Below are 21,959 nucleotides of genomic sequence, written 5' to 3' on the forward strand. Positions count from 1 at the left end.
GGCGAGTTCGAGGACGCACATGTGGTGGATGACGTCCTGGGTGGGCGCCGACCGGGGAGTAGGCGGCGTTCGGCGACGCTGCCAGCCGACGGCCCTCATGGCCCGTCTGATCGCGGTTTTCACGGAGTGCGCCTCGGCGTATCGTCAGCGGCAAGAAGGACCCTTGCCCACACGTTCTTGGTCGTGGCGGTCGTTACCACACCCGTTCCGTCCGCCAGCTCGCGGACGAGGATCAGCCCCCGGCCACACTCGCCGCGGGCAACCGGAGTTTCCGGCAGCGGCAGGTCAGGGCGGTAGTCCAGAACCTCGATCCGGCAGTCGCCGCCGGTCTCCTGAAGGTGCAGACCGATACTGCCGCGCGACCGGCTGGCGTGCCGAACGACGTTTGTCACCAGTTCCGAGGCGATGAGGACCAGGTCGGATGCCCGGTCGTTCTCCCATCCCCACTCTCTGAGCACTGAGCCCACCATTCGGCGTGCCGTGGAGGCCGCGGCCGCCTCTGCCGTCAGCGTGGCCTCCCAGTGGTGGAGAGATCGCGGCTGTTCGACGGCCACCATGTGCATCGCTCCCGTCATCAGGAGCGTCTTGACGCCCCGTTACAGTTCGCTTACGGGGATCAACCATGGACTGGGGTGCGGAGACAGAACCACCCACGAAGCAGGGACACTTGCTCCTCGTTCGGGTGAGGCCAGGGACAAGCTGCGGACAGTTCGTGGACACTTCCGCATCACCTGTGTGGCCACCGGTCCAGAGGTGGTAGGCAAGGGGATGAAGTAGTTCGCAGCTGGGGCTGCGGCCCCGAAGGGACCGCGACGCGATGAACATTGTGTTCGATGTCTTAGTCACCGAGGCCCGCATGGATTTCCGGAGCTTCCTGGCCGAGTACAGGCGGGTCGCGGCGCTCCTCTACGAGCGGACCGGGGATATCGCCTTCAGAAACGTCGTTCTGACGGACAAGAGCTTCACGCGGTGGCGTGCCGGACAAGTCGCCCGGCCTCACCACCCGGCACCCGCAATTCTCGAGCGGATGTACGGCAAGCCCGTCGACGAACTCTTCGCGCCCTGCACCGACGAGCAGGCACAGGTACTGCGCGCAGTACCCACTCCAGTGCTCGATGAAAGAGAACTCGCCATGACCGCACGAGATGCCCGCGCCCACGCCGCCGACGCGGCCTCACAGTTGCTTCCCGACCTCAGCCTCGACCAACTCGAGGACGACCTGGTACGCCTGGTCCGAGCAAACACCACCACCCCTCCCCACGAGATCTTCATGGCGGCCAAGGAACTGCTCGGCCTTGCCACCGTGATGCTCGACCGTACGCAGCTGTTGTCCCAACGAGGCCGCCTCTACGTCGTCGCCGGCCAGGCATCGGCGCTCCTGGGTGCCTGCGCATTCGATCTCGGCTCGATGCCGACCGCAGTCGAACTGATGCGTGCCTCTGCCCTGTACGGCCAGGTGGCGGAGCACGGGCCGCTCCAGGCCTACGCCCACGGCTACCTCGCCCTGTTGTACTACTGGGGCGGCAACCCCAGGCAGGCGGTTCGCCAGATCGAACGGGCCCAGTTGTTTCCAGGAGTCGGCGCCACGGGAAAGGCGAGGCTGGCCGCGATCGCCGCCCGCTCCTACGCGCACCTCGGCCAGGCCGAGGAAGCCCACACGGCGATACAGCGGAGCCTGGCCGATCGCGGCCCCGCCACGGACGACCTCCACGACGGTGTCGCCGGCGAGTTCGACTTCAGCTTGGAGCGCGTCGCCATGAGCAACAGCACGACCCTGCTGCTCCTACGCGATGGCGCAGGAGCGGAGGCCTCGGCGCGACGGTCGCTGGAGCTGATCTCCTCCCAGGCGCCAAACTCCACACCGCTGGTGGTTGCTCCACAGGCCGGCGCCGACCTGGCGACGGCCTTGCTGATGCGCCGTGACCTGGACGGTGCCGCTGAGGCCATGCGTCCCGTACTGAGTCTGCCGAGGGAGTGGCGGGGGGCGGGACTCGTCGACCGGGTGAACGCGGTCCGGGCTGAGCTGACCTCGCCTACCTTCCACAACGCCGTTGCCGCGCGAGACCTCGCAGAGCAGATCGACGACTTCACGCTGGTCGCCGCACCGCGCATCCTCGGACCGGGCGCGGTGCGGCTCGCCATCGACGGGATCGGCTAGCGGACGCTCTCCAAGATGGCGGCCTCCTTGTCCGGGGCAATCCCGTGCTCGTCCCAGCGCTGGTGCGGCACGGGTACGTTGCCCTGCTGAAGCCAGGCCCACGTGTCCGCAACAGTCTCGGCGAGCGGCCTGCTTCGGAAGCCGGCCGCGATCGCCGACGACGGATCGATGGACCAAACGCCTGGGTGCGTCCGCCAGAGCGGGATCTCCGTCCACTGGCGGAGCCCGCTGTTCAGCAGGACCTGATCGGTGACCCACACCAGTTCGCCGGAGCTGCCGGTCGCACCCATGCACGCGCGTAGGAAGCCGCTCATCGTCTCGCGGCCCACCGGCGTGGTGACGTTGTGGACCTGGTGTCCAACCCGTTGGGCCTGGTCGAGCGCGAACGCGGCCACATCCCGCACATCGACCGGCTGGATCGACTTCGCCGGGTCACCGGGCGCCAGGATGCGGCCGCCGCGCTCAGCCCTGCGCAGCCACCACGGCAGCCTGCCCACGTACTCGCCGGGGCCGAGGATGACACCGGGCCTGAGCAGGCTCGTACGAGGAAGACCGAAGGCCTCGGTCACCGCACGTTCGGCCCCGGCCTTCTGCCGCCCGTAGTGGGTGTCCGGGCCTGTCCAACCCTCCGGCAGCTGCCCGTACTCCGGCCCGGCGTCGGCCGGGGCATCCAGCACAGACGAGTCCGCGGTCAGCGGCTCGTTGGGCCAGCCCTCGTAGACCGAGACCGTGGAGACATAGACGTAGCGGCCGACGACTGGCTCCAGGGCCCGGGTTCCTGCGAGCACAGAACGGGGCGACAACTCGGAAGCGGAGGTGTCGATCACGGCGTCCCACGGACCGTGAGTGGCCAGACGTGCCGTGTCCTCCGGCCGCTCCCGGTCGCCGTGCACCGCGACCGCTCCGGGCACCGGGATACCGGACAGGCCGCGCGTGAACGTGGTCACCTCCCAACCTCGTTCCAGCGCGCCACTCACGACCGCCCGGCCCAGGAACCAGCCACCGCCCAGCACGAGAATCCTCATGCGGGCGATCCTGCCAGCCCGGCGCCTTCGCGCGCAGCCGCCCACAGAATCGGGGCCCCTACCGGTCGCGGAGCAGGTCGAGGTACCGGTCAACGACCTGCTGCTCCAATCTTGATCACGGATTCGGCAACGACGACCGTCAGACCGAAGACCATGCCGAACACCAGCAGGACGACGAGCGCCCGGCAGCCGTAGGGCTGTCCGCGTATCGCCCAGTCCGTCACGAGCGCGGAGTCGCCTATGTCCCGCTGCGGGGAGAGTCACCCCACCTGGAGACCACCGTGGTCGCCGAACACCGCCCGGGAGTGGACGAGGCCGTACACCGTCTGCTGGAACTGATCAGCCGCCACACCGCCGCGTGATCGGAGATCGGAGGCTGGAACCGGCGGCCACCAGGCACTGTTCGGATACGGCCTCACCTCGAATACGACCGCACCTTGAATACGGCCTCACCCCGACCCGGGCGGGTGCCGGGTCGGGGTGCGTCGGGTCAGCGTGCGCGGGTGACCGCTACTGGAGCTTCCACTGCTGGTTCCAGGCGTTGTTGCAGGTCCAGACGCCGAGCGCCTTGGCGTCCTCGTCGTAGGTCAGGCAGTCCTGGTCGGTAGTCCGGATCTGGTACTGGCCGCCACCCGCGCTGACGAGCTGCCACTTCTGCGCGTCGGCGCCGGTCCACGGCTTGGCCTCGGCGAAGAAGGTCTTGGTGTTCTCGGTCAGCGCGAGCCCGGAGACGGCACTGGTGATCTTGTACCGGCCGTTGCCCAGGGAGGTGAACTGCCAGGCGGAGTTCTTGGCGCCGCTGGCGGCAGCCAGGATCGAGGACCCCGTGACCACCGGACCCCGGCCGTTCTTCACCTTGGGGTGGTGCAGCCCGGCGATGCCGGCACCACCACCGCTGCCGCCCTTGCCGCCCCCGCCCTTGCCGCCGCCCTGGTGCGCGGGAACGGCCGGGGTGGTGCTGGTGTCGCCGCCGTCGTCGTTGCCGTCGTTGCCGTCGTCGTTGCCGTCATCACCGTCATCGCCGTCATCGTGTGTGGGGATGCCGGGGGTGCCCGGGGTGTCGGTGATCGGGGTGCCACCACTCTTGGGGACGCCCGGGACCGTGATGTCGCGGGCGGGGAAGTGGATGATCCGCTTGCTGTCGACGCAGCGGATCAGCACACAGGACCTGGTGGTGCTCACGGTCCGGTCGGAGTCGGAGCCGACGAAGGCCCAGTTCCCGTACCCGCCGTCGCCCTTGTTGGTGAAGGTCGAGTCACCCGCGAAGACCCAGATGCGGAAGTCGTCGTAGCCGGCCGGCCCGCCCTGCGAGTCGTGGTGCTGCAGCTTGACGGTGGTGTCGACCAGCACCCCGTTCATGTTCGCCTCGTACACGTTGCGGAACCAGATGGTGTCGTAGAGGTCGGTGCCGTCGTACTTGAACACCATGACGTTGTAGCCGGGAGCCGCGGCACTCAGTTGGCTGGCCATGCCCTGGGTGAACGCGGCGTTGTCGGCCTGCGCCTGGAGGGCCGCGCTGCGGAAGCCGCCGATCATGGCACCGATGGAGTTGATCAGGGCCGTGGTGCAGTTGCCGCCGCCCACGCTGCTCTGGCCGTCGCAGTCGGCTGCGGCGGCCCGCTGCGGCGAGACCATCAGGCCGGCAACGGCCAGGCCCGACAGCAGGACGCCCGCGACGGCGCGTTGGGCGAGCGTGTGGGACCGGCGGGAGAGACCGCGCATGCCGAAGTACCTCGATCACTGAGAGTGGTGAAGATCGTCCGTGGGGAAGAGACGATGCTCGGATGCTAGGTCGGCCCGAACGCCGCGCCCCGGGTTCCTGACAGTTCCCTGATGGATCACTGATGGATCACTGATGACCTGTTGGCAGACGGGCGTCACCGTCACGGACCTGGTCGCAGGACGGGGCGCAGGAGGAGACCGGCCACCAGCTTCGTCTGGCACGTGTGGCGTTGGACAAGGAACGGCGTGCGGACGGCGCTGGCTGCCTCTACCGGGTGGTGGCCTCCGGCGGGGTGCCGGGGTGGGTGAGGGAGTCGATCCAGGTGCGGATCGCGGCTGCCGTGGTGGCGGCGTCCTCCCGTGCCAGGGAGAGGTGGTTGCCGGGCACCTCGACGCGCTCGTGTGGCAGTGGCCAGGACGTGCGCCAGGAGTCGCCGTCGGCGCGCGCCGCCATCAGCGGGGTCGGCCGCGCGGCGCCGATGAGGAGGGTCGGGGTGTCCACGGGCTCCGGGCGCCAGTCCAGGAAGAGCCCGGTGTAGGCGCCCATGGCCGCGACGGCGGCGTCCTCGTCGCCGGTGGACCCGTCCGCGCTCACGTCCGCGGCGAGGTACGGGGCCGGTGGGGCGGCCAGGGCGGTCAGCCAGTCCGTGGAGTGGTTGCCCTGGTGGACGAGATACGTGTCGATCAGCACTTGTCCCAAGGGAGCGGATCCCCTGAGTTCGAGGCGTCGGGTCACGGCGTGCGCGATGGCGCCCCCGGCGGAAGCACCGACCAGGACGACGGGCCGGTTGCCGACGTGCCGCAGCACCGTCTCGGCGTGGAGGCGGGCGAGCGTCTCCCGGTCGGCCGGAACGGCGTACCCCGCGCCGATGCCCGGGTGTGGGAACTCCAGGACCTCCAACTCGCCCTCGAAGCAGGCGTGCAGGGCCGCGAACCCGCCGCCCGGGAATGCGGGGAGCGGACGGTGGTCGGGGAAGAAGACCACGACCGGGGAGCCGGCGCGGCCCCGGGCCCGGCGCAGCGGCGGCACGGCGTGCTCCGCGGCGTCGTCGGCGCCGAACGTCGCGGCGGCCGAGGACGCCGCGACCACCAGGTGCATCGCGGCCGCCGGCCGGCCCTGCTCGCAGAGCGCGCGGTACAGCGCCGCGAGCGTCTGCGCGGGACGGCCGGTGGGTGGTGCGGGCCGGAGGCCGGGGCGCTCACGCGGTGTGCCGTCGGGCAGGTCGTCGGGCAGGTCGTTGGGCAGGTTGTTGGGCAGGTCGTCGAGCAGGTCGAGTACGTGACGGGCGAGGTCCTCGATCGCCGGGTGCTCGAACACGACGGCCGCGGGCAGCCGCAGGCGCAGGGCCGTGCTCAGTCGGCTGCGGAACTGGACGGCCGTCAGGGAGTCGAAGCCGAGCTCGGCCAGGGTCCTGCCGACGGGCAGGTCCTGCGCGCCGGAGTAGCCGAGCACCGCGGCCACGTCGCCGCGCAGCAGTTCCGTGAGCGCGGCCCCGCGCTCCTCGGCGGGCAGCCCGGCCAGCAGCGTGCGCCACGCCCCGGGCTCCGAGCCCTCCCGGCCGCCCGGCGGCGGTTCGGTCGCGCCGCTCTGCGCCTCGGCGGCGGGCCGGCCGTAGCGCGCCAGGTCGCGCAGCGGCGCCGGTAGTTGCCCTGCGGCAGTGCGCAGCGCGGCCCGGTCGAGCAGGACCGGCGCGAGTACGGGGGCTCCCGTCCGCAGTGCCGCGTCGAACAGGGCCAGTCCTTGGGCGGGGGTGAACGCCCGGACCACGTCGTCGGGCCTCGGGTGCCCCGCGCCCTCGGTCAACTGGGCTGCCATGCCCGCGTCGTGGCCCCACATGCCCCACGCCAGCGAGACGGCGGGCAGGCCGGCGGCGGCCCGGTGCTGGGCGAGCGCGTCCAGGAACGAGTTCGCCGCGGCGTAGTTGCCCTGGCCCGCCCGGCCCAGCACGCCCGAGATCGAGGAGAACAGGACGAAGGCCGACAGGCCCCGGTCGCGGGTCAACTCGTGCAGGTGCCAGGCCGCGTCCGCCTTCGGCCGCAGGACCGCCGCCAGCCGCTCGGGGGACAGCGCGGCCAGCGCTCCGTCGTCGAGGACCCCGGCGGCGTGCACGACGGCGGTCAGCGGGGGGTCGCACTGCTCGATCAGCTCGGCGAGCCGGGCCCGGTCGGCCACGTCGCACGCGACGATCCTGACCTGCGCGCCCCGCTCCGCCAGACTCGCGCGCAGGGCGTCGGCGCCCGGTGCGTGCGGGCCGCGCCGCCCGGTCAGCAGCAGGTGGCGGACCCCGTACGCGTCGACCAGGTGCCCGGCCAGGTCCGCGCCCAGCGCTCCGGTGCCGCCGGTGATCAGCACCGTGCCGTCCGGGTCGAAGGCTCCGGAGCGGCGGGGCGGGGCGCTCTCGGCCGGCCAGGGCTCGGGCGGGTGGACCGCCGCCGGGGCGCCGACCAGCCGCGGCACCGCCGCCGGGACGCCGACCAGCCGTGGCACCGTCGCCCGCCCGGCGCGCAGGGAGAGTTGGGGCTCGCCGCTGGCGGCCGCCGCAGGCAGCAGGCGCAGGGAAACGGGGTCCTCGTCCACGTCGATCAGGACCACGCACCCCGGCAGCTCCGACTGCGCGGTGCGCACCAGTCCCCAGACCGCGGCTCCCGCCAGGTCCGGCGTGGGTGCGGTGGCGTTCCGCGTCACCACCACGAGCCGCGAGCCTGCGGTGGCCGGATCGTCCTGCCAGTCCTGGAGGGCCTTGAGCACCCGCGTGGTCAGCAGGTGGACGTCGGCCAGCGGGCCGCGATCCGTTTCCGATTCCGAGCCGACGGCGGTGAGCGCCAGGTGGCGGGGCGGGGCAGCGGCGTCCGCGCCGGTCGTGGGTGAGGAGGGGCCGGCGAGGGGGACGAAGGCGCCGAGGTTCAGCTGGTCCGGCCCGAGGACCGTCCAGCCCGCCGACTGCGGTGCCCCGCCGGGCAGTGCGACGGGGACCCAGTCGGGGCGCAGCAGGGCGCGCTGGGCGATGTCCTGCCCGGGATCGCGGCGTCCGGTCGGAAGCTCCCTGGTGGAGAGGGAGTTGACGCGGGCCACCAGGCGGCCCGCCGGGTCGGCGAGCGTGATCGAGAACGCGCCGCCCTCCGAGGCGGGGTCTGCCTCGCCGACCGGCGCGATCCGCACCCGCACCGTCGACGCCTCGGCGGCGTGCAGGCACACGCCGCTCCACTGGAACGGCACCCGGGCGCCGCCCGCGCCCGGGTGCCCGTCCGCGTCCGCGCCCCCGCCCGGGCCGGTTCCCTGGGCGGGCGCGGCGAGCATCAAGGCGTGCGCGGCGGCGTCCAGGAGCGCGGGGTGGATGCCGTACCGGTCCGCCTCAGCTGTCCACGGCTCGGGCAACCGGACCTCCGCGAACACCTCCGCACCCCGTCGCCACAGCGCGCGCACGCCGCGGAACGCGGGCCCGTAGGCCAGACCGCGCTCCGCCGCGGCTTCGTAGGCGCCGGCGGGATCGATCTCCGCGGCGCCGGGCGGCGGCCACTGCGTCAGGCCGTGCCCCTCCGGTGCCGTCCCCGGCTCGGGCGTGCGGGCGAGCAGGCCGGTGGCGTGCGGCGTCCAGGCGGGCTCGGCGGGCTCGGCGGCCTCCACCGGTCGCGCGTGGATCTCGACGGACCGCCGGCCGGAGTCGTCCACCTCCCCCACCACGACCTGGACCCGTACCCCCGAGGCGGGCAGAGCCAACGGCCGCAGGATCACGAGCTCCTCCAGCGTGCCGCAGCCGACCGCGTCGCCCGCGCGCACGGCCATCTCGACGAACGCCGTCCCCGGCACGAGCGGCGCCCCGCCGACGACGTGGTCGGCGAGCCACGGCTGGGCGCTCACCGACAGCAGGCCGGAGAGCACCGTGTGCCCGGTGCCCGGCACCTCGAACGGCGGGCCGAGCAGCGGATGCTCGCCGAAGGTACTGGCTGGACCCGCCCCGGCCGGGCGCGGTGGGTCCAGCCAGTACCTCCGGCGCTGGAAGGCGTAGGTCGGCAGCTCCACGCGCCGCAGCCCGCGCTCCGCGAACACCGCGGGCCAGTCGACGCCGACGCCGCGCACGTGGAGCCGGGCCACGGCCGCCAGCAGAGTGTCCGGCTCCCGCTCGCCGTCACGGGCCGCGAAGGCGAACACCGGGCCGCCGCCGTCCTGGAACTCCGGGCCGCCGTCCTGGACGGCCGGGCACTCCTGCGCGTACGCGGTGAGCACGGGCTGCGGGCCGAGTTCCAGGAAGCCCCCGACGCCGTTGGCGCCCAGCCACTCCACGGCCTCGGCGAACCGGACGGGAAGCCGCGCGTGCCGCACCCAGTAGTCCGCGGAGCCCAGTTCCTCGGGCGCCGCCCGAGACCCCGTCACGGTGGAGACCACCGGGATCCGCGGCGGCCGGAACTCCAGCGTCTCGGCGACGCGGCGGAACTCGTCGAGCACCGGCTCCACCAGCGGCGAGTGGAAACCGTGGCCGACCTTGAGCCGCGTGCTGCGGCGGCCGCGGGCCTCGAACCGCGCCGCGACGGCGAGGACCGCGTCCCGCGCGCCGGAGAGCACTACCGCGCGCGGTCCGTTGACCGCGGCGATCGCCACGCGGTCGGCCACGTCCGCGAGTTCGGGCAGGACCTCGTGCTCCGCCGCGTCGAGGGCCACCATCGCCCCGCCGTCGGGCAGCGCCCGCATCAGCCGCCCGCGCGCCGCGACCAGCCGCACGGCGTCGGCGAGGTCCAGCACGCCGGCGACGTGCGCGGCCGCCAACTCGCCCACGGAGTGCCCGGCCAGGAAGTCGGCCCGCACGCCCCAGGACTCCACCAGCCGGAAGAGCGCCACCTCGTAGGCGAACAGGGCGGCCTGCGTGAAGTCCGTGCGGTCGAGCAGGGCGTCCGGCGAGCCCGGCTCGGCGCGGATCACCGTGCGCAGCGGCCGGTCGAGTTCGCCGTCCAGCACGCGGCAGATCTCGTCGAAGGCCTCGGCGAACGCGGGGAACGCCTCCCCTAGCTCCTCGCCCATCCGCGTGCGCTGCGCGCCCTGCCCGGTGAACAGGAAGGCGGTGCGGGTGCGCGGATCGGCCAGGCGCGTCAACGCCCCGGCGCCGGACGTGCCGTCGCCGGGCGTGCCGTCGGCGATCGCCCGGAGCCCGGCCAGCATGCGCTCGCGGTCCGCGGCCGGCACCATCGCCCGGTGCGTGAGCGCCGACCGCGACACCGCCAACGAGAAGCCCACGTCCGCCGACGAGAGGCCCGGCCGGGCGGCGACGTGGTCGGCCAGCCGCCGCGCCTGGGCCCGCAGGGCCGCCTCGTCGGCCGCGCCGACCAGCCACGGCACTGCCAGCCCCTGGGGCCGTGCGGGTTCCTGCAGCGGGGCGCGGTCCGCGGCGGCCGGCTCCTCGATGATCACGTGCGCGTTGGTGCCGCCGATCCCGAAGGCCGACACGCCGGCCCGGCGCGGCCGGCCGGCGGGCGCGGGCCACGGCCGGGCGGCGGTCAGCAACTCGACCCGGCCCGCGGACCAGTCGACGTGCGGGGTGGGGGCTGCCACGTGCAGGGTCCTGGGCAACTCGCCGTGCCGCATGGCCTGGGCCATCTTGATGATCCCGGCGACTCCGGCGGCGGCCTGGGTGTGTCCGAGGTTGGACTTGACGCTGCCCAGCCACAGCGGAGAGCCTTCCGGCCCCCGGCCCCGGCCGTAGCCGGCGAGCAGCGCCCGCGCCTCGACGGGATCACCGAGCGCGGTGCCCGTCCCGTGCGCCTCCACGGCGTCCACCTCGTGCGCGCGCAGCCCGGCGTCGGCCAGCGCCAGCTGGATCAGGCGCTGCTGGGCGCGGCCGTTGGGCGCGGTCAGGCCGTTGGACGCGCCGTCGGAGTTGACGGCGCTGCCGCGCACCACGGCCAGCACCGGGTGTCCGTTGCGGCGCGCGTCGGACAGCCTCTCCAGCAGCAGCACCCCGGCGCCCTCGGCCCAGGCGGTGCCGTCCGCCGTGGCCGAGAAGGACTTGCACCGGCCGTCGGGCGCGAGGGCGCGCTGGCGGCTGAACGCGACCAGCGGGTTGGGCGTCGCCATCACCGTGACGCCGCCGGCCAGCGCCAGCGAGCACGCGCCCGAGCGCAGCGCCTGGGCCGCCTGGTGCACGGCGACCAGCGAGGACGAGCACGCCGTGTCGACGGTGATCGCGGGCCCGCGCAGGCCGAACACGTAGGAGAGTCGGCCGGAGGCCACGCTGCCGGCCGAGCCCAGGGCGAGGTGGGCCTCCAGTTCGTGCTCGGTGAAGCGGGAGGCGTAATCGCCGTACATCACGCCGAGGAAGACGCCCGTGTCGCTGTCCCGGACGGACGCCGGGTCGATCCCGGCCCGCTCCCACGCCTCCCAGGTGACCTCCAGCAGCAGCCGCTGCTGCGGGTCCATGGCGAGCGCCTCGCGCGGCGAGATGCCGAACAGGCCCGCGTCGAACTCCGCGGCGCTGTGCAGGAATCCGCCGCTGCGGGTGTAGCAGGTGCCGATCCGGTCCGGGTCGGGGTCGTAGAGGGCGGCGAGGTCCCAGCCCCGGTCGGTCGGCAGGTCCGAGATCGCGTCCGTGCCCTGCGACACCAACTCCCAGAGCCCTTCGGGGGATTCCACGCCGCCGGGGTAGCGGCAGGCCATGGCGACGATCACCACCGGGTCCCGGTCGTACGGCTCCTCCGGCTCGGCGGTCCGCGGTGCGGGGGTCGTGTGTACAGCAGGTGCGGCGAACTCGGCGGGCTCGGCGGCGAACAGTCCGGTGTGCAGGTGGCGAGCGACGGCGGCCGGGGTGGGGTGGTCGAAGACCAGCGTCGTCGGCAGGCTCAGCCCGGTCGACGCCGCGAGCCGGTCGATCAGCTCGATGGCGCCGAGCGAGGTCAGCCCGAGGTCCATGAACGAGCGGTCCGCGAACGAACCGCCCGCGTCGGGCCCGCTCGCCGGCGCGCGGCCGCGGACCCGGGCCGTCTCGACGCACACCCTCTCGCACAGCGCGCGTTCCTGCTCCTCCCGGGGCAGCGACAGCAGCCCGCGGCCCAGAGAGCCCCCGGCCGGGGCCGGCTGCGGCGCCGGTGCCGCAACCGGGTCGCTGAGCACCGCATGGCGGACGATCTTGCCCGACGGCGTGCGCGGGACGGCCGCGATCTCGCGGATCTCGACGGGGACCTTGTGGTCCGCGAGCTGCGAGCGGCAGACGTCGAGCACCAGCCGCGGGTCCAGGCCCTCCGGGCCGGGCACCACGAAGGCGACCGGGACCTCGCCGAGGACGGCGTGCGGCAGGCCGAGGACCACGGCGTCCCGCACCCCGGGGCAGCCCCGCAGGACGTGCTCGACCTCCGTGGGGTGGATGTTCTCGCCGCCCCGGATGATCAGTTCGCTGACCCGGCCGGTGAGGACGAGGTGACCGTGTTCGACGCGACGGCCGAGATCCCCGGTCCGGTACCAGCCCTCGCGCAGCGCGGCGGCCGTCGCTTCCGGCTGGTCGTGGTAGCCCGTCATGAGATTCGGGCCGCTGACCCAGATCTCGCCCTCGCCGCCCGCGAGGACGTCGACGCCGCTGTCCGGATCGACGACGCGGACCTCGACGCCGGGTACCGGCAGTCCGCAGGACCCGTCGACCCGGGGGCCGTTCGGGCGGGCCACCGCGATCGCGCCGCACGTCTCGGTACTGCCGTAGACGTCGAGCAGCGGCGCGCCGAGCGTCTCCTCCACCACCCCGCGCAGCTCGGGCGGGCACGGCGCGCCCGCCGTGACGCAGAGCCGCAGCCCGGGCCCCGGCGCGGGGAGCGGGGTGTCCTTCGCCGAGGACATCAACCGGTGGTACGTCGTGGGGACGCCGGCCAGGACGGTGAACGGCCCGCCGAGGGCTGCGCTCGGGGTGCGCAGCGTGCGCCACAGGTCGCCGGGCGTCGGCAGGTCGCCGGACGTCGGCAGTTCACCGGCGATCGCGGTGCTCGCGCCGACGGCCGTGGTGCCCAGGATCGCGAGGGAGTGCCCGAAGCTGTGGAACAGCGGCAGCGGCCACAGCAGCCGGTCCTCGGGGGAGAGCCCGAAGACCGGCGCGTAGCAGGCCGCCACCGACCACAGTGCGCTGCGCTGCGTGGAGAGCACGCCCTTGGGGCGGTAGGTGGTCCCGGAGGTGTAGAGCAGCCAGGCCGGATCGTCGAGCCCCAGGTCGTCGGGGGCCCCGGGCCCGTCGCTCCCGCTCCCGCTCCCGGTCGCGACCTCGGCTTCGGCCTCGAAGAGGACGGTGCCGTCGGGGGCGTTCGAGGGGATCGGACCCGCCCCGGTGAGCACGGTGTGCAGGCCGCGGTACGCGGGGCCGAGGCGGTGGAGCTGCGTGAGATGCGCGGGGTCGGTGATGATGGCCGAGGCGCCGCTGTCCCGCAGGTAGTAGTCGAGTTCGTCGTCGGAGGAGCGGGGGTTGAGCAGGACGCCGACCGACCCCGCCCGCAGCACCGCGAGGCAACCCTCCACCAGCTCAACGCAGTTGCCCAGGCAGAGCGCCACCCGATCGCCGCGCCGGACCCCCGCCCGCACGAGCGACCCGGCCAACCGCCCGGTCCGCCGCTCCAACTCGGCGTAGCTGACGCCACGCGAGAAGTCGTGGAACGCGACCCGGTCCGCCGACCGTTCGGCGTGCCTCTTCAGCAACTCCGGCAGCGGCCGCACCAGATCGTCATACCGCAGGTCACCACTCACGCCCCAGCTCCGACCTCTCGCCACTCGCGATCCGCTCCCCCGTCGATCTCCTCCGTACCCAGTAACACGCGGGCACAGACCGAGTCCTGCGGACTCGCCGCAGCTGCGCTTGCGGCCGCTGAGGAACTGCGGCGCTTCTTCGAAGCAGCGCCCCGGACGTCACGAATGGAATCGGACGCGGACGATGACGGCGTCCTCCGGCAGTTCGCGGAGGTACCGGTCCGCGAAGTCGAAGTACGCGTTGGCCGCGACCGGCTGCTGCGGCGTGGGGGTGTAGTCGAAGCAATCGATCCATCGGCCGTCGACGGTGAGCAGGACGTTGGTGGTCTGGACCCGCATGGCGGCTCGATGGGCATACTGCTCGCGGCTCCCGGCGAAGTGCTGGAGGGGATCCTGCTGCTTCGTCCAGGTGGGCGCGTCCGGGTCGGACTGCCGCCAGGCGGCGAGAGCCTGCATGACCGGCTGCGCCATGAACGCCTGGTAGGGCGGGTTGGTAGCGGAGGGGCTGCGTCCCGCGATCGTCCGGAGCGAGTGAGCGGGTGGGAACCGTGCGGCGAACGCGGTCCAGGCGTCCCATTCCCGGGCTGCGGCGACGCCTACGGCCGTGCGTTCGGTGTCGAGGTCGAGGAGGCCTCGGGGCCCACCGTCGCAGCGGTCCGCGGGCTGTGCCGGGCGCGGGGTGCCGTCCAGCCAGGTGGGGCTGCGGATCAGGCGCGGGTCGTTCTCATGGCCTGGTCGCACGGCCAGGCCGTACTCACCGTCGCCTCCGTAGACGTGCCACCAGTCCCATTCACCTTGCCAGCGGTCGTCGACGGGCTGGGCGTCGTGCTCGAAGGGAGCGAGGGCGGCAGCGAGGGCGGTCGTCACATCGTCGGCCGCGGTCGCGTCCAGACAGACCGTGGCGATGTCCCTGGGCATGCTTTCTCCTTGTACGGACGGGGGATGGCGGGGGCCGGTGCACTCGCCCGCTGCGGCGAGGCGCTGCACCCCCCGGGGGTTCCGAGCTGCCCGGCCTGGTGCACCTGCGCCACAACCGGCTGCTCGGCATCGACCCGGCGGCCGAGGACCACCCCCGCTCCATCGCCCCCGCGGCACGATGGAGGCCCAGCGCGGCCGCCGCCTGCGTCGGCCCTGAGTTCAGGGGCGGATCGGGTGGCCGCGGGCCCCGGCGGTGGGCCCCCGACCGCGGGCCCACCGTCAGCGGCGTGCTGAACCCTCGGCTGCGAGAGCCGGTCGTGGCCGATGCCGGGCTACCCCGCGACCGGCTCCGGGCGGAAGGCCTGGTCGATGTTCTCCTCGACCCAGGAGCGAAGCGCGTTCAACGGCACCGCGGCACTCTGGCCGAGGCGGGTGAGGGAGTACTCGACGTGCAGGGGGACGACGGGGTACACGGTGCGGTCGAGGATGCCGAAGTCCTCCAGGCGGCGCAGGGTCTGGGTCAGCACCTTGGGGCTGACGCCCTGGAGGCGGCGCTGGAGTTCACCGAACCGCTGGGGACCGTCTTCGAGGGCGCCGATGGCGAGGGCAGCCCACTTGTTGGCGAGCAGGTCGAGCAGGATGCGACAGGGGCACTGGGCGGCGTAGACGTCGTGCTGCGAGTGCTCGCCGCTGGGGCAGGTGGTCGTCATGCTCACTCTCCTCACCAGGACACTTCCCGATGGGAAGTACTAGCCCTTGAAGGTAACCATACCCGCGGGGATAGCGTCGCCGACATCAAGGAACGGCCGCTGAACGGCCTTCCAGCCTCTGATGCTTCGGGAGATGACACATGTCCGCAGACACGATGCGTGCGGTGGTCCAGGACACGTTCGGCGGGCCGGAGGTACTGCGGGTCGCCGAGGTGACGCGCCCGGTGCCGCTGCCGACGGAGGTGCTGGTGCGGGTGCACGCGGCCGGGATCAACCCGGTGGACTGGAAGACCCGCGGCGGCTCCGGCATGGCCGGCCTGCTGGGTGAGCCGCCGTTCACGCTCGGCTGGGACGTGTCCGGCGTGGTCGAGGAGGTCGGCTTCGGCGTGACCACGCTGAAGGCCGGTGACGAGGTGTACGGCATGCCGTGGTTCCCACGCGCCGCGAACGCCTACGCCGAGTACGTGACCGCCCCGGCCCGGCAGTTCGCCCGCAAGCCGGCCACGCTCGACCACGTGCACGCCGCCGCCGTGCCGCTGGCGGCACTGACCGCCTGGCAGGCCGTCGTCGACACCGCCCAGGTGCGGGCCGGCCAGCGGGTGCTGATCACCGCAGCCGCCGGTGGGGTGGGCCACTTCGCGGTCCAGTTCGCCCGCCACCTGGGCGCCCACGTGATCGCCACCGCCAGCGCCGCCCGGCACTCCTGGCTCAAGGAGCTCGGCGCCGACGAGGCGATCGACTACACCAGCTCCCGCTTCGAGGACGCCACCGCCGGCATCGACGTCGTCATCGACCTGGTGGGCAACGCCCACGACCTGACCAGCACCCGCTCCCTGAAGGTCCTGCGCCCCGGCGGCCTGCTGATCGCCATCCCGGCCGGCGTCTCCCCCGAGCTGGCTGCGGCCACCGAGGCGGCCGGCGTGCGGGTCACCCCGTTCCTGGTCGAACCGGACGGCGCCGCGCTGACGAAGATCGCCGCACTGATCGACGCCGGCGAGGTCGCCGTCGAGGTGGAGCAGACCTTCCCGCTGGAGCAGGCTGGGGCCGCTCATGCCCGCGGCGAGGCGGGCCGCACCCGCGGCAAGCTCGTCCTCACCACCGAGGTCGGGCCCGGAGCCAACTGACCACCGATCAGGGACGGGCGAGATTCCCCGCTCGCCCCTCCCCCGTCCTCCGTCCTCCGTGTCGCGCTCCCCCCTCACCTCACCGGACTCGCTCGACGCTCCACCTCGGCAGGTACTCGAAGAACGCGACGGCCTCCTCCCGCCACCTGGGGCGCCAGGCTGCGGCCTCCGTGGCGGCCGCGTGGGCGAAGCGCCGCATGTCCGCCCGCATCCGCTCCGGGACGCCGTGGCGGTGGGCGAGGTCGCGGATGGCGGCGATGGTCTCCTCGGTGCAGGCTCCGTCGCCGAGTGCGGACTCCACCATGGCCCGCTCGGAGTCGGTGGCCGCCGCCAGGACGGCACGGACGGTGTAGTTGCGCCGCCCCTCCCGAATGTCCGTTCCGGTGGGCTTGCCCATCGTCCCCGCGTCGCCGAAGAGGTCCAGGTAGTCGTCGCGCAGCTGCCCGCAGATCCCCACCAGCCGGGCGTAGCGGCGAAGTTCCTCGTCGTGGCGGGCGGGCTGGACGCCGGCGGCGAGCAGTCCCAACTGGAGCGGGGCGAGGACCGAGTAGCGGGCGGTCTTGTAATCGGCCACGTCGTGCAGCACCTCCTCGTCCGGGTCCGCGGTGAAGTCCCGCTCCAGGTCGATGATCTGGCCGACGAACGTGGCCGTTGCCGCCCGCGTCTGCACCTCGACCATGGCCTGTCGGACCGGGAGCGGGGCCCGGGAATCAAGAAGGACCTGGAGCGACAGCGCGAGTGCGAGGTCGCCGGCGAGGACGGCGAGCCCCAGCGCGGTCTGCGGCCGGTCGGGGAACCGCCCCCGGTAGGCGTAGTAGGTGGAGGGCCCGCCCCGGCGGGTGGGGCTGTCGTCGATGATGTCGTCGTGGACCAGCCCGTGGGTCTGGAGCAGTTCGATGCTCAGCGCGGCGTCGTCCAGCCCCGCCACGGGCTCGGCAGTCACCAGCCGGGCCGCTTCGAAGAGCAGGGCCACCCGCATCCGCTTGCCGCCGCGCAGCGACAGGTCCCGCAGCAGGGCCAGGCAGTCCGGGGTGAACCGGCTGAACGACGGAGCGTCGAAGGCGGCGGCCAGGTCCTGGAAGTACTGCTCGGACAGCGTGCTGAACCGGCGCTCGTACCCGGCGAGACGGGCCCGGATCTGCTCGGCGAGGACGGCGGCGGTATCGGTCACGAAGATGTCTTCCGTTCGGGCGGGTCTGCGCGCCCGCACAGGCGCAGAGGCACCACGGATCCCGGTGGTGGTCCGTCACCCATGCTGCCCCATCGGCCTCCCGGCCCGAGCACCCGGTAGGTGCCCTCCCGCGCTCCAGAAGGTAGAGGCCGCCGCACGACAGCGGCCACGGTGGACGCGGCCCTGTGCCGCTGACCGACTTGGCTTACAGCCGATACCAGTCGTCTCCGCCAGTGCGCAGCGAACGACCCAGGTAGTCCCGCAGGTTGTTGGCCACCCATCTGCGGCTGTCGTTCTCGTGTTCCCAGACGAACACGTCTGGACGCTCGGGCTTCTGCACCAAGGCGAACTGATCACCGCCTCCGTTGTCCCCGAAGAACAGGAGGGCATCGAAAGGCATGTACAGCTGGGCGAAGGATTCGTCAGACCAGAAGAGCAGGTTCTGTTGGACGATCTGGTCGACCGTCCAGATGGTGTCCACGTAGGTGCGTCCGATCACCCCGTTGCTTTCGAGAAGCAACTGCCTGAGCTCCGCAGGCAACGTTCGCCCGAGCCGCTCCTCGGCTTCGACGATCTCGGACGCCTGAGCTGGCTCCTGGAAGCCTGCCTCAGGAAAGACCTCCTGGATTACTTGTCTCCACATGATCGAGAGCTTAGCCAGGCGCATTCGCGGCTTCCCCACGCTGGAGTGTCAGGCCGGACACGGAGGCCGTCTGTGGAGTACCGCTGCCGGAATCAACCCGCCTCAGCCCGGCGGGTTCGCGGGGCGGGCCTCGACCAGGCCGGACTCGTAGACCGCGATCACCGCCTGGGCGCGGTCGCGGACGCTCAGCTTGGCGAAGATGCTGGTGATGTAGTTCTTGACCGTGGAGACGCTGATGCCCATCGCCGACGCGATCTCGGTCGCCGTGACCCCGCAGCCCTCGACCCAGCAGATCGGCTTCGCGACCGCGCTCGGCATCCTGCTCTCCGCGTTCCTGCTGTCCGTCGTCCTGGTGCCCGCCCTGGCCGCGCTCCTCGGCCGCAGCCTGTGATGGCCCCTGTGCCCGGGCCGCATGACCCCCCGCCCCGCCCCCGGCACCCCCGCGCAGAGGCGCCGCGGTCGCCGCAGTCCCAGCCCTGGTCGCAGTGGCCCACGCCACCGCAGCCGGACCACCACACCTACCCGTACCCCCAGCCGTACGCGCCGCAGGAGGAACAGGGCGCAGCCCCCTCCTGGTCCCGGAACAGCCGTCACCCGTAGGACGCGGCAGGCTCGGACGACGACACCGGGTGGAGTGGAGATGACCTCGATCGAGCGGACCGCGTAGGGTGACCGCCAAGCTGACGGTGCGTCAGAGTACGACGCCCGGGCCGCCGGAGTCGAAACTGATACTCCGTCATATTCCGCTTCCCGGTAGCCACTCCATAGTCGCGCGGCTAGGGTGGGCGACGATCCGTCGGGCTCCTGACGGGCCGAGCCGGGGGGCGGGATGCGGATGGCGGCCATTGCCGGCGTGGGGTCACGGTCGCACCGCTTCGGCCGCAGGCCCGCCGCGCCAGCCACCACTCCGGGCCGGCTGCGCCGGGTTGTGGTCGCGCTGGTCCTGTGCACGGCGGCGCTGTGGGGGACGTTGGAGGCGGCGCTCGCCGGCGCGCACACGGCGGTGTCCGCCGCCGAAGCCCACGCCGACCCGGCCCTTGTCGACATCGCGCAGCTGTCGTACCTGCTCGCCGACGCGGACCGGGTCGCGGCCGGGAGCTTCGCCTCGGGGACGGCGCGCCTGAGCGGGCCGGGGCAGCGTTACCAGGACGATCTGAAGTCGGCCCACCAGGCGTTGGCCCGGGCCGCCGAGCACGACGCGACCGGGCCGGCCGGGAGCGGGCGACTGCAGGCCGTCGAGGGACTGCTCGTCGAGTACACCAGCCTGATCGAACAGGCGCATGCCACCGAGAGCCAGGGTGCCCTCGGCGCCGCCTACTTGAGCTACGCCTCAAGCCTGATGCACAAACCCGGTGACGGAGTCCTCGCCCAGGTCCAGCAACTGCGGGCCGCCGAGCAGCAGGAACTGGGCCGGCAACAGCAGAGCGGATGGCTCGCCCCGGTCGTGCTGCTCGGCGTGCTCGCCCCCGCGGTACTCGCCCTGGTCCTGCTGGTCGGTACGCAGCGCTTTCTGAGCCGCCACTTCAACCGGCGACTCAACCCGTACCTGCTCACCGCGTCCGTCCTGCTGCTCACGCTGGCCGGCTGGACGGTGGTGGCGACCCTGCACACCGACCGAGCCTTCGGCACCGCCACCGACGAGGTGCTGCCCCGGCTGACCGCCACCTGGCAGGCTCGCGCGCTCGCCGCCGAAGCGGCAGGCGGTGATGCGCTGGCGGTGGTCCAGACCGTCCCCGGACAGGACCTTTCCGACGACTTCGCCACCTACACCGGCCCGCTGGCGGACCGTCCGGTCACGCCGGGAGCGGTCGCGGCGGCCGAGAACCAGCAGCCCGCGTTCCACGGCATCCTCGCCGACCTGTTCGATGCCGACCTCCGCCCCGACTCCTCCCCAGCGAAACGGGACGCCGCCTTGCACACCCTCCGGGACTTCCAGCAGTTCACCGCGGCCGATGCCGAGCTGCGCCGGCAGGCCGCCACGCGCGGCCCCGCCACGGCAGCCGCGGCCGACCCCACCGTGGTGGCCACGGCTGTCGGCCCCGGCGCCGCCCAACTGGGCGGCGCCGGCGCGGCGTTCGACGCCGACCTGGCCCGCCTCACGGAGCTGGACCGGCAACGGCTGGCCGATGCCGAATCAGCGGCCCGCTCCGACCTGGACCTGGGCCGCGCGCTCCCGGTGCTGTGCGCCGCCATCGCGGTGCTCTGCCTGGGCGGCCTCTGGCCACGGATCGACGAGTACCGGGCCGCGCGATGAGCAGGGCAGACCGCTGGGCCCGGGCCTGTCTCGCCCTGCTGCTGGTCGCCCTCTTCGGCCCCACGGCCTGCAGCAGCGGCGGGTCGGGACCTGTGGTCCATGTGCTCGGCACCTGGACCGGCAGCGAGCGGGACTCGTTCCTGGCCATGGTCGCGCCGTTCGAGCAGCGGACCGGGATCAGGGTGGACTACCAGGGCTCCCGGGACTCCGACACCGTACTGGCCGACCGGGTCGACAACGGGACGCCGCCCGATCTCGCCGTCCTCTCCAGCCCCGGAAAGCTGGTGCAGTACGCCCGGGCCGGCCGGTTGGCCCCGCTCGACGGTGCGCTCGACCTGCCGGGCATGGCCGCGCAGTACGGAGCGAGCTGGGTGCGGTTGGGCGCCGTGGACGGCAAGCAGTACGCCGTGTTCGTCAAGGCCTCGGTGAAGAGCCTCATCTGGTACTCCCCCAAGGCCCTTGCCGCACACGGCTGGACGCCACCCGGCAGCTGGGACCAGCTGAACACCCTGGACCGGCAGATCGCCGGGGCGGGTGTCCCCCCGTGGTGTGTCGGGCTGGAGTCCAGCTCCGCCTCCGGCTGGCCGGGCACCGACTGGCTGGAGGACATCGTCCTCGCCCAGTCCGGGCCGGACGTCTACGACCAGTGGGCGAGCGGCGCGCTCGCCTGGAACTCTCCTGCGATCAAACGGGCCTGGCAGACCTGGGGAGACGTGGTCGCCGCCAAGGGCCTGGTCCGCGGTGACTCCCGCGGCATGCTGCTCACCGACTTCGCCGGCTCGGGCAACTCGCTGTTCGGCCGGCAGCCGGGCTGCTACTTCGAGCACGCGGCGTCCTTCATCACGGACTACTACCAGCAGGGCGACCCGCAGCTCAAGGCCGGCGAGGACTACGACTTCGCCCGGTTCCCGACCATCGACGAAGGATTCAAGGGCACCGAGGAGGTGGCGGGCGACCTGCTCGGCATGTTCCACGCCACCCCGGCCGCCCAGCAGCTCGTCGCCTACCTCACGACACCCGAGGCGCAGCAGATCTGGGTGGCCCGCGGCGGTGCACTGAGCCCCAACCGCCAGGTGCCCACCACCGTCTACCCGGACGCCCTGTCCCGGCGCCTGGGCCAACTGCTGGTCGACGCCCGGGCGGTACGGTTCGACGCCTCCGACCTGATGCCGGACGCGATGCAGAGCGCGTTCTACCGAGCCGTGCTCGCCTATGCCAACGACCCTTCGCAGCTGGACACCCTGCTCACGGACCTGGACCGGGTCCGGGCCACCGTCTACGCCTGACTTTCAGTTGGGGACGGCAACCCGCATCTCGGCCGGCCGCGCGCACCCGGCCGCCGGGTAACCGATTAGGTGATCGCCGGCCGGTGCCGTAAGGTTGGTACTACCGACGCGGGGTGGAGCAGCTCGGTAGCTCGCTGGGCTCATAACCCAGAGGTCGCAGGTTCAAATCCTGTCCCCGCTACTTCTGCCACTGGGGCCGGCGCGCACAGTGGGTGGGGGCCCCGGGGGTTGTTCCCGGGGGGGCGGA

General features: G+C 72.9%; 13 protein-coding genes, 1 tRNA gene and 1 pseudogene. 6 read left to right on the forward strand and 9 right to left on the reverse strand.

Going from position 1 to position 21,959, the window contains the following annotated elements; all coding sequences use genetic code 11:
* Window positions 1-119: 119 nt before the first annotated feature.
* Entirely contained in the window at window positions 120-557 is a 438-nt protein-coding gene (locus tag AB0R04_RS36150; RefSeq protein WP_363378061.1) for an ATP-binding protein, read from the reverse strand.
* A gap of 260 nt (window positions 558-817) precedes the next feature.
* On the opposite strand from AB0R04_RS36150, the gene AB0R04_RS36155 reads away from it, so the two are divergent.
* Window positions 818-2,158, forward strand: coding sequence for a hypothetical protein (locus tag AB0R04_RS36155; RefSeq protein WP_363378063.1), 1,341 nt, complete (start codon window positions 818-820; stop codon window positions 2,156-2,158).
* Here the strand turns inward: AB0R04_RS36155 and AB0R04_RS36160 are convergent.
* From AB0R04_RS36160 to AB0R04_RS36180, 5 genes are all read right to left on the reverse strand, one after another.
* Window positions 2,155-3,183, reverse strand: a complete 1,029-nt coding sequence (locus AB0R04_RS36160) for an NAD-dependent epimerase/dehydratase family protein (RefSeq protein ID WP_363378065.1) — start codon at window positions 3,181-3,183, stop codon at window positions 2,155-2,157. The two genes, AB0R04_RS36155 and AB0R04_RS36160, sit on opposite strands and share 4 nt — an antisense overlap.
* 510 nt (window positions 3,184-3,693) lie before the next feature.
* Window positions 3,694-4,905, reverse strand: coding sequence for an RICIN domain-containing protein (locus AB0R04_RS36165; RefSeq protein ID WP_363378067.1), 1,212 nt, complete (start codon window positions 4,903-4,905; stop codon window positions 3,694-3,696).
* A gap of 268 nt (window positions 4,906-5,173) precedes the next feature.
* A complete protein-coding gene (locus AB0R04_RS36170; protein ID WP_363378069.1) occupies window positions 5,174-13,606 on the reverse strand; it encodes a type I polyketide synthase in 8,433 nt (2,810 codons plus the stop codon).
* Window positions 13,607-13,765: 159 nt separating this feature from the next.
* On the reverse strand, window positions 13,766-14,524 hold the full coding sequence (locus AB0R04_RS36175; RefSeq protein ID WP_363378070.1) for a hypothetical protein: 759 nt from the start codon (window positions 14,522-14,524) through the stop codon (window positions 13,766-13,768).
* A 332-nt stretch (window positions 14,525-14,856) separates the two neighbouring features.
* Window positions 14,857-15,234 carry a helix-turn-helix domain-containing protein gene (locus AB0R04_RS36180; protein WP_363378072.1) on the reverse strand — a complete coding sequence of 126 codons (378 nt, stop codon included), beginning with the start codon at window positions 15,232-15,234 and terminating at the stop codon, window positions 14,857-14,859.
* A 140-nt stretch (window positions 15,235-15,374) separates the two neighbouring features.
* On the opposite strand from AB0R04_RS36180, the gene AB0R04_RS36185 reads away from it, so the two are divergent.
* Window positions 15,375-16,358 (forward strand): NADP-dependent oxidoreductase, encoded by a 984-nt coding sequence (locus AB0R04_RS36185; RefSeq protein ID WP_363378074.1) that lies wholly within the window; start codon window positions 15,375-15,377, stop codon window positions 16,356-16,358.
* A gap of 79 nt (window positions 16,359-16,437) precedes the next feature.
* Here AB0R04_RS36185 and AB0R04_RS36190 read toward each other — a convergent pair whose 3' ends face one another.
* From AB0R04_RS36190 to AB0R04_RS36200, 3 genes and pseudogenes are all read right to left on the reverse strand, one after another.
* Window positions 16,438-17,529, reverse strand: a complete 1,092-nt coding sequence (locus tag AB0R04_RS36190; RefSeq protein WP_363378076.1) for a polyprenyl synthetase family protein — start codon at window positions 17,527-17,529, stop codon at window positions 16,438-16,440.
* Between the two features lie 205 nt (window positions 17,530-17,734).
* The gene (locus tag AB0R04_RS36195; protein ID WP_363378077.1) at window positions 17,735-18,196 is read right to left on the reverse strand and encodes an SMI1/KNR4 family protein; all 462 of its coding nucleotides are present in this window, start codon (window positions 18,194-18,196) and stop codon (window positions 17,735-17,737) included.
* Window positions 18,197-18,274: 78 nt separating this feature from the next.
* Window positions 18,275-18,445, reverse strand: a pseudogene (locus AB0R04_RS36200) (LuxR C-terminal-related transcriptional regulator); the annotation flags it as partial.
* Between AB0R04_RS36200 and AB0R04_RS36205 the strand changes: the two are divergent.
* The 4 genes from AB0R04_RS36205 (at window position 18,408) to AB0R04_RS36220 (ending at window position 21,893) form a co-directional block, all read left to right on the forward strand.
* A complete protein-coding gene (locus tag AB0R04_RS36205) occupies window positions 18,408-18,563 on the forward strand; it encodes an MMPL family transporter (RefSeq protein WP_363378079.1) in 156 nt (51 codons plus the stop codon). The pseudogene AB0R04_RS36200 and the gene AB0R04_RS36205 overlap by 38 nt on opposite strands.
* A gap of 444 nt (window positions 18,564-19,007) precedes the next feature.
* Complete coding sequence (locus tag AB0R04_RS36210) at window positions 19,008-20,426, forward strand: hypothetical protein (RefSeq protein WP_363378081.1); 1,419 nt, start codon at window positions 19,008-19,010, stop codon at window positions 20,424-20,426.
* Entirely contained in the window at window positions 20,423-21,712 is a 1,290-nt protein-coding gene (locus AB0R04_RS36215; protein ID WP_363378083.1) for an ABC transporter substrate-binding protein, read from the forward strand. Before AB0R04_RS36210 ends, AB0R04_RS36215 begins: the two co-directional genes overlap by 4 nt.
* Before the next feature lie 107 nt (window positions 21,713-21,819).
* Window positions 21,820-21,893 (forward strand) — tRNA-Met (locus tag AB0R04_RS36220).
* The last annotated feature ends 66 nt before the right edge of the window (window positions 21,894-21,959 follow it).

The sequence above is a fragment of the Kitasatospora sp. NPDC056731 genome (assembly GCF_040687675.1).
Lineage (GTDB): Bacteria > Actinomycetota > Actinomycetes > Streptomycetales > Streptomycetaceae > Kitasatospora.

What these genes read in the sequence shown, in the direction of transcription:
- AB0R04_RS36175 (WP_363378070.1), bottom strand. Translation starts at nt 14,524, where the DNA reads ATGCCCAGGGACATCGCCACGGTCTGTCTGGACGCGACCGCGGCCGAC.
- AB0R04_RS36215 (WP_363378083.1), top strand. Translation starts at nt 20,423, where the DNA reads ATGAGCAGGGCAGACCGCTGGGCCCGGGCCTGTCTCGCCCTGCTGCTG.
- AB0R04_RS36155 (WP_363378063.1), top strand. Translation starts at nt 818, where the DNA reads ATGAACATTGTGTTCGATGTCTTAGTCACCGAGGCCCGCATGGATTTC.
- AB0R04_RS36195 (WP_363378077.1), bottom strand. Translation starts at nt 18,196, where the DNA reads ATGCGCCTGGCTAAGCTCTCGATCATGTGGAGACAAGTAATCCAGGAG.
- AB0R04_RS36185 (WP_363378074.1), top strand. Translation starts at nt 15,375, where the DNA reads ATGTCCGCAGACACGATGCGTGCGGTGGTCCAGGACACGTTCGGCGGG.
- AB0R04_RS36210 (WP_363378081.1), top strand. Translation starts at nt 19,008, where the DNA reads ATGGCGGCCATTGCCGGCGTGGGGTCACGGTCGCACCGCTTCGGCCGC.
- AB0R04_RS36180 (WP_363378072.1), bottom strand. Translation starts at nt 15,234, where the DNA reads ATGACGACCACCTGCCCCAGCGGCGAGCACTCGCAGCACGACGTCTAC.
- AB0R04_RS36160 (WP_363378065.1), bottom strand. Translation starts at nt 3,183, where the DNA reads ATGAGGATTCTCGTGCTGGGCGGTGGCTGGTTCCTGGGCCGGGCGGTC.
- AB0R04_RS36150 (WP_363378061.1), bottom strand. Translation starts at nt 557, where the DNA reads ATGGTGGCCGTCGAACAGCCGCGATCTCTCCACCACTGGGAGGCCACG.
- AB0R04_RS36165 (WP_363378067.1), bottom strand. Translation starts at nt 4,905, where the DNA reads ATGCGCGGTCTCTCCCGCCGGTCCCACACGCTCGCCCAACGCGCCGTC.
- AB0R04_RS36205 (WP_363378079.1), top strand. Translation starts at nt 18,408, where the DNA reads ATGCCCATCGCCGACGCGATCTCGGTCGCCGTGACCCCGCAGCCCTCG.